The organism is Haloarcula sp. Atlit-7R (genome assembly GCF_003666065.1).
Classification (GTDB): domain Archaea; phylum Halobacteriota; class Halobacteria; order Halobacteriales; family Haloarculaceae; genus Haloarcula; species Haloarcula taiwanensis.
Window position 1 is genome coordinate 241,756 of the sequence record NZ_QXIK01000003.1, and the last position, 13,021, is coordinate 254,776.

The following is a 13,021-nucleotide window of genomic DNA, read 5'->3' on the forward strand; positions in this document are numbered from 1 at the left end:
GTAAGATGTTCGCGGTGGCGGAATTCGGTACAGAATTACAGCCGACAGTATCAGGCCGGCTCGGGCGTGCCCGCCTGCGTTGCAGGGTCGCCGCCGCGCTGACGGTTCTTGGCCATGAGGAAGAGGAACAGTGCGAGCCCGACGCCGCGGAGTACGATATCGAGTAACACCGTCATCTCACCACCGGCGATGCCGACGAGTCCGAGGAGATCGTACACCCCGGACACAGCGAGCGCAGGAGCCATCAACAGGAGTGAACTGAACGCGAACGCCCCCCGCTCGCCACGGGAGACCGGTGCGTACGCGAACCCGATGACTGTCGCGGCCAGCGCGACAACGCCGAGGAAGACGCCGATCACGGGTATCAGTATCTCGGGGATCGCGTAGCCGACATCGAGGAGGTCCGCGGTCCCGACGACCCGGTATTTGTCCCCGACATCAAGACTGGCAGCGTCAGGGTTGCGACGAAGCAGAATGATGCCCGGCGTGACGATGAACGCGAACGGGACGATTGCCTTGTTGAGCGACAGCGAGAACGCCTCGATACCGGTTTCGAAGGCGTCGGACTTCGCAACGCCGGAGGCGGCGTAGGCGGCCACCGCGACCGGCGGCGTGATGTCGGCGATGACGCCGAAATAGAGGATAAACAGGTGCGCCGCGAGCAGCGGGACGCCGAACTCGGTCAGCGCTGGCGCGAGCAGAGAGACGAGGATGATGTAGGTCACCGTCGTCGGCATTCCCATCCCGAGGATAATCGAGGAGAACGCGGTGACGAGCAACAGCAAGACCAGCGAGCCGCCGGCGACAGCCGTGATGAGCGAGACGAGGTTCGGGCCAAGACCAGAGACGCTGATGACGCCCGGAATGATGCCGGCGGCGGCGACAGCGATGACGACCGGGACCGCGGTTCTGGCCCCGCTCTCCATCGACTTCCCGACGAAGACACCGAGCCTGTACAGCCCATTCGAGGCCAGGTCCGGGCGGCCGACGGCGTCAGCGGTCGTTTCGGCGGTGTCGTCGACAGCCCCGTCGAACGACAGCAACGGCGAGTCGAGTCTGGGACGGGTAATCAGGGTGAGGACACCGCTGAGGATAATCAGCGTGCCGACGTTGCCAACTGTGGCCGAGAACGCGTCCATGAGAGATTGGGACCCCGTTCCGTCGCCGGCCAGTGCACCCAGGACGCCGGTCCCGAACAGGAACTGCGAGAGCAGCGATGCGCCGAACAGCACGCCGAGAATCGCTCCGAGGCGGGCACGCGTCTCGTCGCCGTAGGCCGCAACGAGCGTGATGAGCGCCCCGATTGCGATGAGCGTGAACCACGCCGAGCGGGCGACAGACAGCCGTTCGATGATGAGGTAGTACAAGAGCAGTCCGAGCGGGACGAGGTAGAACCAGCCGCTACGGAAATGGCTCCGGAGGTCGACCAGTTCAGAAGAATCGAGGCCGCCGATGTTCTCTTTGACCGCCTCGAAGTGGACCATGACCCAGACGCCGAAAAAAAAGACGATAGCGGGGATCGTCGCAACGACGATGACATCAGCAAACGGCGTCGCTGTGTACTGGACGATAAGGAATGCGGCGGCCCCCATCACCGGCGGGAGAATCTGCCCGCCCGAGGAGGCAGAGGCCTCCACGCCGCCGGAGAACTCCGGCGAGTAGCCCGACCGCTTCATCAGCGGGATGGTGAACGCGCCGGTCGTCACCGTGTTCGCAATGGAGGACCCGGAGATGGTTCCCATAAATCCGCTTGCGAGAATCGACGCCTTCGCCGGGCCACCCTTCCGAGTGCCCGTCGCACCGTACGCGAGGTCGATGAACCACTGCCCCGCGCCAGACATCTCGAGGAACGCGCCAAAGAGGATGAAGATGTAGATGAACTGCACGGAGACGGTGACCGGAATTCCGAACACCCCGTTTTCCGTATTGTACCAGAGGTTCTGGATGATGGAAGGCCAAGACAGCTCCGGGATGGAGAGCACGCCGACGTAGGCGGCGTCCTGTGGAATGAGGACGCCGAAACGAGCATAAACGATGAACACGGCGACGATGACCATCAGCCAGAGGCTGATGGCCCGGCGGGTCGCTTCGAGGACGAGCAAGACACCGACCACACCCAGCACGAACGCGTAGGAGGTGTCGGCGAGCGGCCCGAGCAGGCCTGCTATCGGCTCCAGAAAGGTGAATACGTCTTGGATGGGACGGCCACGCTCAAGGCCAAGTGCGCGCATGCGCTGTATCTCATCGAAGTCAGTGATGAAATACGCAGCCGATAGCGCCGACAGGACCATGAAGACGAAATCCGAGGGCGTCACACGGTCCATCTCGGCGTCAAGGAACGCCCAGGCAAGGGCGCTCCCGATAGCGTGAACGACGCGAGACATCGGATGCTCCGGGCCGAGTTTCTCGTCGACCAGCGACCCGAGCGCGATACAGCGCCGGGAGAGCGGTCCGTCGCCGGTGCTGCCGGGATACAGCAAGAACGTCAGAATGAGGCCGAAGGAGACGTGGACAGCGTTGATCTGGAGCAGTTGCAGTGACGCGAACACGACATCACCGACGCCGGGAAGCGAAATCGAGAGGACGAACCCTTTCGCCGCGAGCCACATCTGAAACACCGAAAACGAGATGCCGATGAGCGCGACGAGGACGACCGCCCAGCCAGTGAGCGAGCGTTTCCGCTCGATCTCCTGCAGTACTTCATCGACTTCCTCGTCCGATACGGCCTCCCCGCCGTCGTCAGATCGTGTGTTGTCAGTCATGTGTTGAGCCGGTCTGTCGCGGCACCGAACGACGAGCGCCGGGTCACATAGAGGTGGACCGAGCGGCCGTTGGTGCGGGCTACCAAGTCGTAGGTTTCGCCTCCGACGTGAAGGTTATGTCCTGCAACATCACCGGGAGAGACTGTCACACGCGTGTAGTTACCCGGCGGGTCAAAGACATACATTCCGTCTTGCCACGTGACGTTGGCCCCGCTCGGAAGCCCCCAGCCGAAGGATTCGAACTCCATGCGGGTCATCTCAAGATGGTCACCACGAACTGTGTACTCGTCGTAGACGCGCGTTTTTTCGACGCTGTGCATGTACTCCAGTGCCACCGTCGTTCCGTCCTCGACCGGGACCGTCAGATACTGCTCACCGGTCTCAGCGTCTTCGACGACCAGTGCACGCCCGCCGGGAAGCGCCGCTACAGCCCCGATGAGGAGGAGGGCAACGAGCACCGTGACGGCAACGTATCGTCGTCTCATTCCGGTTGCTGGATAATAGAAGACGGGTGGTAAACAATACGGGTGGCGTCAGTCAGCGGCGTTACGCGTCGAAGTAGGCCGCTGCGCCGGGGTGGAGTTCGATGGACATTCCGTCCTGTGCGGAGTCCTTACTGATGAAGTCCGTCTTGATGGACAGGTCGTCGACATTGTCGAAGATGGCTGCGGTGACCGACTCGACCGTCTGTTCGGGCTGTTCAGCGTTCGTTGCGATCATCGCCTGGACGGCAATTGTTTCGACAGCCTCGTCGACGCCGGTGTAGGTGCCGGCAGGGATAGTGTCGTTGGCGAACCACGATGCGTCTTCCTTTGCCGCGTCGCGGTTGTCGCCGGAGATCGGGACGATGACGAGGTCGTTGGTGTTCGCGAGGTCCTCGATAGCGCCGACCGGCCAGCCACCGACGACGAACGCGGCGTCGATGTCGCCGTTCCGGAGCTGGTCGGCGGCCTGGGAGAACGAGGCGTTCTGCTCGGTGAAATCGGAGATCCCAACCGACTCCAGAATCTGGAGGGCGTTGACTTGGGTCCCGCTCCCGAGGTCGCCAGTGTTGATCGTCGCCCCTTCGAGGTCGGAGAGCTGCGTAATGCCCGTGTCCGCGAGGGTGACAACTGTAATCGTCTCCGGGTACAGGGTCGCGACGCCGCGCAGGTTCTCGATGGCGTTATCCTGGAAGGCGTCGATCCCTTCGCCGTTCCTCGCGAACGAGGCGATGTCGTTCTGAATGAGCGCGAAGTCGGCGTCGCCGCTGGCGAGGCTGCCGACGTTCTCGACGCTCGCACCGGTCGACTGGACGTTCAGCGTGAAGTCCGTGTTCTCCTCTACGACCGTCTTGAACTCGTTCGAGAGCGGGAAGTACGTCCCACCAGTGCCGCCAGCGTGCCAGGAGAGACGGGTCTCCATGTCGCCGCCGTCGCCGTCTGTCTCGGTCATGCCGCCGTCGCCGCCGTCACCGCCATCGCCGCCACCGCCACAACCAGCGAGTGCCGCGACGCCTGCAACGCCTGCTGTCTTGAGGAACCGCCTACGCGTGGAGTTGTTAGTCATACATATGTCTACGTTGCACGGGGTATTCAAGAATGTTAGCTAGTATACAGTCGCTATTTGACTATATTGTGCGATACCGTGTGACAGAGTTATTCGCTGGACGGGAGGCGGCTGAGAAAAAGACTGACAGCCGAAATGTCATATTTTCCAATAATTTCAGTGCTACCTATGTTTCAACAGAAACCTGCCACGTCAGGACTCGTTACGCGGACGTCTCGATGCCGAGTTCGTCGAGCAGCGTCCGGGCGGCCTCGCTCGAGGACGGTGGGCCACGAGCTGTGATGAGGTCGCCATCGACGGTCACGCTGGTGTCGGCGTCGAGTTCTGCGTCCCAGTCTGCGCCGGCGGCCTTCACCTCGTCTTCGACCCAGTACGGGAGCTTCCGGCCGTCGGGGAGCAGGTCGTTCTCGTCGACGATGCCCTCCTCCCAGGCGTTCGGGAAGCCGGTGACCGAACGGCCGTCGACGAGGAACTCGCCGTCGCTGTCGCGAGTAAAGGCCAGAATCCCGACCGTGTGACAGACGACGAGGGCCTTTCCGTCGTCGCCAGCGACGCTCTCACGCAGCAGTTCACGGGCGTGCGTGTCTTGTGTGATATCCCACTCAGCGCCGTGACCACCGGGGAACACAACAGTGTCGTAGTCGTCGGCATCGGCCTGTGCCAGCGGAATCGGGTTGTTCAGGCGCTCGTCAGTCTCATGGACCTTACGAACGTGTTCCGAGAGGTCTTCGCCGACTTCGTCGGGGTCGACAGAGCGTTCGTCAAGCACCGGCGGCTCGCCGGTCGGTGTCGCCACCGTGATATCCAGACCGGCCTCTGTGAGGGTCGTCAGTGGCTCGATACATTCTTCGCCCCAGTAGCCGTGTTCGCTTACGACAAATAGTGCGGATGGCATCGGACTACTGTTCGCGTGCAATCCTTATAAGCGGCCGTTCGGTGTTGAGCGAAGCGGAGCGAGCAGGCAGGTCGCTTCGCAGGACCCGGACACACCGCGTCGCTGTCGAAGGGCGGCAGTGATTTCGCTGGACGAATACCGACGACACCGTTACAGCGGAAACGTTTAACCTCACTGAGCAGCAACTCGGCGTGTACAGATGGACAGCCCATTACAGCAGGTTCCGCGGCTGTCATAGACCGATCTATTATACCATGGCAGACATCGAAGAGAGCGTTTCAGGATTCAAGACGAAAGGCGGCTGGGTCGACATCGTCGAGCACGGCGAGCGCATCACGCAGGCGCTGAAAGATATCGCTTCGGACGAGGATGTCGACAGCGACGCCCTCAGTGAGTTCGACGAGTGGCGACCGAAAAGCCACGAGCGACTGGACGAGGACGTCAACGAGAAGACCGCTGACCAGGCGAGTGTCGACGAGGGCAAGGGTGAACAGGCCGGCAAGGGGCCGGACGAGGACCTCCAGACCGCCGGCGAAAAGCTCAGCGAGTCCTACGAGAACCTCGACGAACCCGACGAGGCGATGGAGCGCTGGAGCGAGTCCGTCGACTACGTGGCGCGCGCGGCTGACTCCGCCAGCCGGAAAGCCCTGCGAAAGGTCGAGGACACCGTCTACCGCAACGTGATGACCCAGATCGCACCCTATTACTTCGACAACGACCTCATCAGCGCGAACCTCCGTCGCGTCGGCGACGAGGAACGCCCCGAGTACGTCTTCGAGGTCAACGTCAACGACGACGACCTGAAGATGCGCGTCTCGAACAAGCTCGCCGACTTCGAACAGGCCGTCGACCGCTGGCACGTCGACACCGAAAAAGTCACCGAGGCCGTCGAGGCCGCGGAGGGTGTGGACGCGACAGAGCCCGGGGAAGAGACCGATGCGAAGACGAACTGAGCACGCCGCCGGGTGAGCGGCATCGATTTTGCGTCCGAGAGACAGACGGGCAAAGGCGAGCGTCGCCGTACAGACGCTTAGATAGCGTCGCCGGGGTCGTGCTGTTCGGCCATCCGCGTCGCTTCGGCCGCGTACTGCGCCTGCAGGTCCGGGTCGTCGACAGACCCGAGGTTGTCCGGGTCGGCATCGACGGCGGCCGTCGTCTCCCGCACGTCCGAAAACGAGGTCAGCGCGCGTTCTTTGCGGAAGTACTGTTCGCCATCAGGCGTCGCGTACGTGAGGATGATGAGGTTCTGCTCGTCGTCGGAGTAGGTGCGTTCGACCAGCCAGACGCGGACCGTCTCGTCAGTGGCGGACATGCGAGATTGAACTACGCACTGCCACCTGAACGTTTGCCCGTGACGCCCGCGCCCAAGTCGATAATCGGCCTCACAAGGGCGCGCGAACGGTAGGCTCATTGCAGGGCGGGGCAAACGCCGTGACAGATGGTCGCGACGAGTACGATTGCGACGCTTGTTATCGCGTCAGCCGCGAGTTTGTTCATGGCCTGGGCCATCGGTGCCGGGTCGTCCGGGTCCACTCCGTTCGCGCCGGCCGTCGGTGCGAACGCGATTTCGGTGATGCGGGCCGGGTTTTTCGTGGGCATCCTCGGGCTGGCCGGCGCAGTCCTGCAGGGGGCCAACGTCACAGAAGCCGTCGGGAGCGAACTCGTGCTGTTCCCGAGTGGCGGCGGCCTGTCAGCCATCGCCGCTATCGTCGCACTGCTGACCGCGGCAGTGCTGGTCGGCGTCGGCATCTTCACCGGCTACCCTATCGCAACAGCGTTTACCGTCACCGGCGCAGTCGTCGGTGTCGGGCTGGCGATGGGCGGCCAGCCGGCGACAGCTAAGTACATCGAGATCGTCTCGCTGTGGGTCCTGACGCCCTTCGTCGGCGGGGGCATCGCCTTCGGAACGGCGTGGTCGCTCCGGCACGAGTCCACTACCGAGGAGCGACTCGTGCCGCTGCTTGGCGGGCTGGTCGGTGTGATTCTGGCGAACATCGAGTTCGTGCTGCTGGCACCGGGTAGCGAGCAGGCGTCGGTCGCCCGTGCCGTCGCGCGAGCGGCCGGGACACCGATGGTCCCGTCGATGGTCGCCGTCACGCTCCTTATCGGAGTGCTCGCAGGAGGTCTGCTGTATCTAGATATCAGAGCGGATGCAGACGCAGGGCAGCGACACTTTCTGCTGGTGATGGGCGGTCTCGTAGCCTTCTCCGCTGGCGGAAGCCAGGTCGGGCTGGCGCTGGGGCCGCTGGTGCCCTTGCTCGGCGAGGGGCCGACGGCGGCTATCCCTATCACCGGGGTCCTGCTGTTCGGCGGGCTCGGCCTCCTCGTCGGCTCGTGGACTGGCGCGCCACGGATGATAAAGGCGCTTGCACAGGACTACTCCTCGCTCGGGCCGCGGCGTTCTATCGGCGCGTTGATTCCGAGCTTCATCATCGCACAGGCGGCCGTTTTCTTCGGTATTCCGGTGTCGTTCAACGAGATCATCGTCTCCGCCATCGTCGGCTCCGGGGCGGCCGCCGGCGGCGGCGAAGTCAGTCGGGAGAAGATGGGGAAAACGGTGCTTGCCTGGGTCGGCTCGCTGGCGCTAGCGTTCGCGCTGAGCTACGGACTCTTCTGGGTCATCAGCGCGACGCTGTGACTCGGTTAGCGACCCCAGACGTAGCGACTCACAGCTTCGTTGATGCGGGTCGAGAGCCGCCCCATCCAAGCCTCTGGTGAGACGCGCTCAATGTCTCGCTGGTCGACTTCGATGCGGTCGTCGCCGAAGGGGTCGTGGGGTTTTTCGCCCTCGTTCTCGTCGACGGCGTCAACGACGACACTCATCGAGCACCGGCCACAGGCCTCAGTGTCTTTCGCCATGATTGTTAGTGATTAGTTTGGAACCCAGCATAAAAAGCCTGCCGCGGCGGTCGTGTACAGCCCATGGATGACCGCCGGCTGACCGACGCGCTTAAGACCCCGACACGGCATCGCCATGGTATGACCTACCGCGGCAGGGGACCAGTACGAACTGAGCGCCCACGCGACTCACCACAATGAGCGAGGGATCCGAGTCCGGGTCCGGTGAGGACCCGACCGACTATGGCGCGGAGAACTGGGAAGACCCCATGACTGGTGCAGTCCCAAAATCAGAGCTTCCCGACGAAATCGTCGAGGAAGTCCCACACTGGACGGACGACCCCTACTTCGACCGGGTGGGCGACCGCCTGATGTACAACTACACGCTTGAACGGGACCACCGGCTCCGGGGCGAGCGCTGGGACCTCTACGGCGAGATGCGAGTCCTCAATCAGAAGCAGTTCTTCCACCCGGCGCTGTCCTACGGCGACCACGAGTCAGAGGAGTTCCTCTACGCTCGCCGCGTCACCCGGCCGACGGTCGGCGAACTGAAGCGACTGGTCGAACTCGGCCACGACCTGGCCGACGAGCGCGTGACAGCCAACGAGGAGCACTACCGCACCGACTTCACGTTCGTCCTCGTCGCTGACGAACTGCCCGAGGAAGTCCGGTCGTTTGTCGAGGGCCAGCGCGAGCGCACGCTGTTGAAGTACGGCTACTACGGCCATTACGAGGTCAATCTTGGCGTCGTCGTTCCGGACGAGCAGGTAGCCGTCGCCGGCGAGGCCGCCGACGTGGTCGAAGCGTTCGTCCTCTGGGAAGACGTGACTCAGCCCGAGGAAGGGGTGCTGTCGCGGCTCGCCAAGCGATTCTGGAAATGACGCCGCCCACCCGGCGCGGTTTCGTCGTCGCCTGTACGGCCACGCTGGCAGGCTGTAGCGTCCTGCCAGAGGAGAGCGAGCCCATCGAGGCAAGCGCGACCGCGCCGGCGGTGCTCCCCGGCTCCAGCGACTACTCGCTCGTTGCCGAGGACGCGCCCACCATCGAGACGACGGTGACAGTCAATTTCTCCGGCGACGTGGAGCTAACATCGCGACAGGACGTCATCGCGACGGTGTTCCAGCGCGTGTACGAGTCGACGAGCGGGGCGCGGTTCGGGCTGCTGACCGCCCCAGCCGTGCAAGTCGTCGACCAGCCCGAGGTCGTCCGCGACCCGCTGACGGCGGTGGACGACGCCCGGGTCGTCGGGCTCGCGGCCGATGCCGATGTAGACGCCGTTTCGGAGTGGCGCGAAAGCGGCTCGGCGACGCTTCTCGGGACCGAAACGACACGGATGGCAGCGAGGGCAACGATCAACGGCAACGAGCGGGACCTCGCCCGGGTTCGTGTCCGCGCCGGTGAGGACTCGGTGACGGCGATAGCGACTGCCCCGGACGACACCGTGCCGCCGTTCGGCGCGGTCACGCGGGACGCGTAGCTGCCGCTTCCGACGGTGAAAAACGGAGAAATCGTCGCGATCAGTCGTCGCCCGGCTCAACCGCGCCGGCGCGACCACGGTCACGGACCGTGCTGATGTTATCGTACCCTTTCTTGACCAGCGCCAGCGCGAGGCTGATAAGCACTAACGCAAGCACCATCTGGACGACTGAGGAGGCAATCGCCGCAATGCCCTCGGCACCGCCCTGGATGAGGTTCTGGTAGAGGTTACTGTAGAACGCCAGCCAAGACAGCCCCAGAATGGTAATTGTCGTCATGATCGCCATCGGGACGCCCGTGGAGTACAGCTGCTTGCTGTCGTCCCAGTTAGCGAGCCAGACCGTCGCAGTCAGCAGCGCCAGCGCCGCGAGCAGCTGGTTCGCGCCGCCGAACAGGGCCCACAGCGTAAGCCACTCGCCGGAGATGACCATCAGGTAGGCCGGGATAGCCTGGACGAGCGGGTTCGTGTAGCGGCCGCGGCCGATCTCGCCGAGCGTCGAACGGATCCCGCCGCCGACGTCGAAGCCGGACGAGGTCTGTCCCGCTTCGAGGCCGACGATCTCTTCCATCATGTATCGGCCGAGTCGGACGGCCGTGTCCGTCGAGGTCAGCAGGAAGCTCACCAGCACAAGCGCCATGAACGGCGCGCCGAAGTTTTGAGGGATACCGAGACTGGTGAAGATGATGCCGCCACCGGTCGCGAAGTTCGGGAGCGCGGCACCGATACCACCGGCGGGGTCGGCGAAGCCGGCCACGGCCAGCGTCGACAGTGCCACGGCGGCCAGCAGTCCCTCGCCGAGCATCCCGCCGTATCCGATGAGGCGGGCGTCGGTCTCCTTGTTCAACTGCTTGGCCGTCGTCCCGGAGGACACCAGCGAGTGGAAGCCACTGATCGTCCCACAGGCGATAGTAATGAACAGCAGCGGGAACAGCGGTGCGAGGCCAGCGCCCTCGACACCCCAGAAGCCGTTGAACGCACCCATCGAGTCCGCAATGACCAGCGAGCCGCTCTCGGTCGCAGCCGTGCCGAAAATCGTGCCGACGATGACGGCGACCAGCGAGCCGCCGACGCCGGCGTACAGCAGGAACGACGACAGGTAGTCACGCGGCTGGAGCAGCACCCACACCGGAAGCGCGCTCGCAATGCCCGCGTACACCATGATTATCGGCACCCACGCCGCGCGATTGGGGTTCATCGCCGTCGCAGAGGAGCCGGGAATCCACTGTCCACTGCCGAGGTTCAGCACGTCCGCGAGCACGAGCGTGCCTGCGGGGTAGCTCGCGTCGCCGACGGCCGGGAACAGTGCGAACGGGTACTGAATGCCCGCGTACACGCCGGCGAACACGCCAGCGACGAACAGAACTGTTCCCGGGAGGAACGGTCCATTCAGTTGATACAGGTACACACCGAACACCAGCGCCAGTACGATGTAGACGAAGCTCGCGGTCGTCACCTGTGGGAACGCATCGAACACGATGGCGACCACCAGCGCGAACACCGCGACGACGAGGATGATGGTGAGGAACGCGAACCATAGCAACATGTTCTTGCCGCCCTCACCGATGTATTCGCCGATGATGTACCCGATTGATTTCCCTTCGTGTCTGAGCGAGCCCGACAGCGAGACAAAATCATGGACGCTTCCCATCAGCGGATTACCGATGGCAATCCACAGGAGTGCGGGAACCCACCCCCACACAGCGCCTGCTGTAATCGGTCCGACAATCGGTGCCCCACCTGCGATACTGGAGTAGTGGTGACCCAGCAGTACGGGTTTCTTCGACGGCACGTATTCCTGTCCGTCTTCGTATTTATGCGCCGGTGTCTCGTTCTCGTTGTCGAGTTCGAGGAACCGCGAGAGGTACTTCGAATACCCTAGATAGCCGATACTGAACGTCGTTAGTACAGCCAGTACGATCCAGATTACCTGTGTCATGTATGTGCATGAATGGTAACCAACATCAAGCTATTAATAGTTATTATATATTTCTTATACTTCTCAAGTCCTTCAGAATCTACTCGGTCACACTGTCTCGACCCTCAGAGAGGAACCCCGTATCTGATTACTTATCGGTTATGCGCGGCTCGCACATGAGCGGCGGCCGGTAGCTCAGACGAACGTCGGTGCCTCGGCGCTCGTGGCGACGTCGAGTTCGGCGGCAACGTCGTCGAGCAGGTCGCCTTTCACCTCCGCCGTGCGGGTCGTGATTTCCGCGATCAGCGGCGGGTCGAGCGTTTCGCGGACCTCCTGTAGCCGCTCGTTTTCGGTGGCGACGCGGTCCCGGAGATACCGGGCCCCGCGGCCGTCCTCGTGGGGCTCCGGCTCGGGCGTGAGCTTGTTCGCGACGAGGCCCCGAACCGAGAGGTCACGCTCTCCCATCTCGGCGATGGCGCGCCGCGTCTCGTTGACCGAGAGCTGGTCGGGGTTGAGCACGAGGAAGAAGGCGGCGTCGGCCTGGAGCGCGCCGCCGGCGAACTCGAAGAACTCCTTGCGGTCCTGCAGGCGGGCCAGCACCGGGTCGCCGTCCATCACGCGCCGGGGCTCGTTGTTCCCGATAGCGGCCTTCTCGAAGAGGTCGATGCTCTTCTCGCGTTTGTGCATCAGCCGGTCGATCCATCCTTCGAGGAACTCCGGCAGGCCGAGCAGCCGGAGCGTGCTGCCGGTCGGCGACGTGTCGAAGACCACCCGGTCGTACGGGTCGGCGTTGCGCATCACGTCGACGAAGCGGTCGAACAGCGCCGACTCGTAGGCCCCGGGGGTCTGATGGGCCATCTCCAGTTGCTGGTTTATCTCATTGACCATCGCCGCCGACACCTGCTCGGAGAGGTCGTTGCGGATGCTGTCGAGGTGGCGCTGGCTCTCGGTCTCGGGGTCGATTTCCATCGCGTCGAGGCCGTCGACGCCCGCGACGGGGGCCGGCTCGTCGCCGAACTCCTGGTCGAACACGTCGGTGACAGAGTGGGCCGGGTCCGTCGAGACGACGAGCGTGTCCAAGCCCGCCCGCGTGGACTTGACGCCGTAGGCACAGGAGACGGTGGTCTTGCCGACCCCGCCCTTGCCGCCGAAGAAGACGAACGGCTCCATCAGAAGTGGTACTGCTGGCCCTTGCGTTCGATGTACGACCCGCGGTCCCACAGCCGCCGCTCCCAGGCCTCGAAGGTGTCTTCGAGATAGGGCAGCAGTTCGGCGGTGTAGTACGACACCGGCGACGGAATGCCGAAGGCGTCGGGGAAACAGGCCAGCATGAACGCGTCCTCGATGTCCTCGGCCTCCTTCTCGATTTTCTCGTAGGCCGGGTGCGTTATCATGCCGTGGTACAGCCCGCGCGCCCACTCCCGTAACGTCCGGCGGAAGCGCTCGATTCGGTCGGCCAGTTCCATCGTGGGTGGTGTGTGCGAGAGGCACGGAGTAAAACCTGTCGCAGTTCCCCGTCGGCAGCGCCCACGCGCCGGGAGCGGTCGTGTCCGGCCGCCGGAAGCGAGGCGCGATTTGAAGGGAGC

The 13,021-nt window shown here is 63.7% G+C and carries 13 protein-coding genes; 4 read left to right on the forward strand and 9 right to left on the reverse strand.

Translation table 11 applies throughout. The features are described 5' to 3' along the window. Nucleotides 1-50 precede the first annotated feature (50 nt). From D3D01_RS08500 to D3D01_RS08515, 4 genes are all read right to left on the reverse strand, one after another. Nucleotides 51-2,762: a TRAP transporter fused permease subunit gene (locus D3D01_RS08500; RefSeq protein WP_121511891.1), complete on the reverse strand. Its 2,712-nt coding sequence runs from the start codon at nucleotides 2,760-2,762 to the stop codon at nucleotides 51-53. Next, nucleotides 2,759-3,247, reverse strand: a complete 489-nt coding sequence (locus D3D01_RS08505) for a DUF1850 domain-containing protein (protein WP_121511892.1) — start codon at nucleotides 3,245-3,247, stop codon at nucleotides 2,759-2,761. The genes D3D01_RS08500 and D3D01_RS08505 overlap by 4 nt, the downstream gene beginning before the upstream one ends. A 61-nt stretch (nucleotides 3,248-3,308) precedes the next feature. Further along, complete coding sequence (locus D3D01_RS08510; protein WP_121511893.1) at nucleotides 3,309-4,310, reverse strand: TAXI family TRAP transporter solute-binding subunit; 1,002 nt, start codon at nucleotides 4,308-4,310, stop codon at nucleotides 3,309-3,311. A 202-nt stretch (nucleotides 4,311-4,512) separates the two neighbouring features. Next, nucleotides 4,513-5,205 (reverse strand): type 1 glutamine amidotransferase domain-containing protein, encoded by a 693-nt coding sequence (locus tag D3D01_RS08515; protein WP_101351290.1) that lies wholly within the window; start codon nucleotides 5,203-5,205, stop codon nucleotides 4,513-4,515. 254 nt (nucleotides 5,206-5,459) lie between these two features. On the opposite strand from D3D01_RS08515, the gene D3D01_RS08520 reads away from it, so the two are divergent. Continuing rightward, nucleotides 5,460-6,158 (forward strand): DUF5828 family protein, encoded by a 699-nt coding sequence (locus tag D3D01_RS08520; RefSeq protein WP_101351291.1) that lies wholly within the window; start codon nucleotides 5,460-5,462, stop codon nucleotides 6,156-6,158. 77 nt (nucleotides 6,159-6,235) lie between these two features. Here D3D01_RS08520 and D3D01_RS08525 read toward each other — a convergent pair whose 3' ends face one another. After that, nucleotides 6,236-6,517, reverse strand: coding sequence for a hypothetical protein (locus tag D3D01_RS08525; RefSeq protein ID WP_121511894.1), 282 nt, complete (start codon nucleotides 6,515-6,517; stop codon nucleotides 6,236-6,238). A 126-nt stretch (nucleotides 6,518-6,643) separates the two neighbouring features. Here D3D01_RS08525 and D3D01_RS08530 point away from each other — a divergent pair, with 126 nt between their 5' ends. Further along, nucleotides 6,644-7,843: an inorganic phosphate transporter gene (locus D3D01_RS08530; RefSeq protein WP_121511895.1), complete on the forward strand. Its 1,200-nt coding sequence runs from the start codon at nucleotides 6,644-6,646 to the stop codon at nucleotides 7,841-7,843. A 5-nt stretch (nucleotides 7,844-7,848) separates the two neighbouring features. Here the strand turns inward: D3D01_RS08530 and D3D01_RS08535 are convergent, their stop codons facing one another. Next, nucleotides 7,849-8,064, reverse strand: coding sequence for a hypothetical protein (locus tag D3D01_RS08535; protein WP_121511896.1), 216 nt, complete (start codon nucleotides 8,062-8,064; stop codon nucleotides 7,849-7,851). A 176-nt stretch (nucleotides 8,065-8,240) separates the two neighbouring features. Here D3D01_RS08535 and D3D01_RS08540 point away from each other — a divergent pair, with 176 nt between their 5' ends. Together D3D01_RS08540 and D3D01_RS08545 are read left to right on the forward strand one after the other, a co-directional pair. After that, nucleotides 8,241-8,924 carry a hypothetical protein gene (locus D3D01_RS08540; RefSeq protein WP_121511897.1) on the forward strand — a complete coding sequence of 228 codons (684 nt, stop codon included), beginning with the start codon at nucleotides 8,241-8,243 and terminating at the stop codon, nucleotides 8,922-8,924. Beyond that, nucleotides 8,921-9,520 (forward strand): DUF6517 family protein, encoded by a 600-nt coding sequence (locus D3D01_RS08545; protein WP_121511898.1) that lies wholly within the window; start codon nucleotides 8,921-8,923, stop codon nucleotides 9,518-9,520. Before D3D01_RS08540 ends, D3D01_RS08545 begins: the two co-directional genes overlap by 4 nt. A gap of 40 nt (nucleotides 9,521-9,560) precedes the next feature. Here D3D01_RS08545 and D3D01_RS08550 read toward each other — a convergent pair whose 3' ends face one another. From D3D01_RS08550 to D3D01_RS08560, 3 genes are all read right to left on the reverse strand, one after another. Then, on the reverse strand, nucleotides 9,561-11,456 hold the full coding sequence (locus D3D01_RS08550) for a carbon starvation protein A (RefSeq protein ID WP_121511899.1): 1,896 nt from the start codon (nucleotides 11,454-11,456) through the stop codon (nucleotides 9,561-9,563). A 174-nt stretch (nucleotides 11,457-11,630) separates the two neighbouring features. Beyond that, nucleotides 11,631-12,605: a TRC40/GET3/ArsA family transport-energizing ATPase gene (locus D3D01_RS08555; protein WP_121511900.1), complete on the reverse strand. Its 975-nt coding sequence runs from the start codon at nucleotides 12,603-12,605 to the stop codon at nucleotides 11,631-11,633. After that, the gene (locus D3D01_RS08560) at nucleotides 12,605-12,901 is read right to left on the reverse strand and encodes a hypothetical protein (RefSeq protein WP_004959670.1); all 297 of its coding nucleotides are present in this window, start codon (nucleotides 12,899-12,901) and stop codon (nucleotides 12,605-12,607) included. Before D3D01_RS08560 ends, D3D01_RS08555 begins: the two co-directional genes overlap by 1 nt. Nucleotides 12,902-13,021 lie beyond the last annotated feature (120 nt).

Excerpts from the sequence above, each read along its gene's own strand:
- D3D01_RS08515 (WP_101351290.1), bottom strand. The coding sequence starts at position 5,205 with ATGCCATCCGCACTATTTGTCGTAAGCGAACACGGCTACTGGGGCGAA.
- D3D01_RS08555 (WP_121511900.1), bottom strand. The coding sequence starts at position 12,605 with ATGGAGCCGTTCGTCTTCTTCGGCGGCAAGGGCGGGGTCGGCAAGACC.
- D3D01_RS08525 (WP_121511894.1), bottom strand. The coding sequence starts at position 6,517 with ATGTCCGCCACTGACGAGACGGTCCGCGTCTGGCTGGTCGAACGCACC.
- D3D01_RS08535 (WP_121511896.1), bottom strand. The coding sequence starts at position 8,064 with ATGGCGAAAGACACTGAGGCCTGTGGCCGGTGCTCGATGAGTGTCGTC.
- D3D01_RS08560 (WP_004959670.1), bottom strand. The coding sequence starts at position 12,901 with ATGGAACTGGCCGACCGAATCGAGCGCTTCCGCCGGACGTTACGGGAG.
- D3D01_RS08505 (WP_121511892.1), bottom strand. The coding sequence starts at position 3,247 with ATGAGACGACGATACGTTGCCGTCACGGTGCTCGTTGCCCTCCTCCTC.
- D3D01_RS08510 (WP_121511893.1), bottom strand. The coding sequence starts at position 4,310 with ATGACTAACAACTCCACGCGTAGGCGGTTCCTCAAGACAGCAGGCGTT.
- D3D01_RS08540 (WP_121511897.1), top strand. The coding sequence starts at position 8,241 with ATGAGCGAGGGATCCGAGTCCGGGTCCGGTGAGGACCCGACCGACTAT.
- D3D01_RS08520 (WP_101351291.1), top strand. The coding sequence starts at position 5,460 with ATGGCAGACATCGAAGAGAGCGTTTCAGGATTCAAGACGAAAGGCGGC.
- D3D01_RS08500 (WP_121511891.1), bottom strand. The coding sequence starts at position 2,762 with ATGACTGACAACACACGATCTGACGACGGCGGGGAGGCCGTATCGGAC.
- D3D01_RS08530 (WP_121511895.1), top strand. The coding sequence starts at position 6,644 with ATGGTCGCGACGAGTACGATTGCGACGCTTGTTATCGCGTCAGCCGCG.
- D3D01_RS08545 (WP_121511898.1), top strand. The coding sequence starts at position 8,921 with ATGACGCCGCCCACCCGGCGCGGTTTCGTCGTCGCCTGTACGGCCACG.
- D3D01_RS08550 (WP_121511899.1), bottom strand. The coding sequence starts at position 11,456 with ATGACACAGGTAATCTGGATCGTACTGGCTGTACTAACGACGTTCAGT.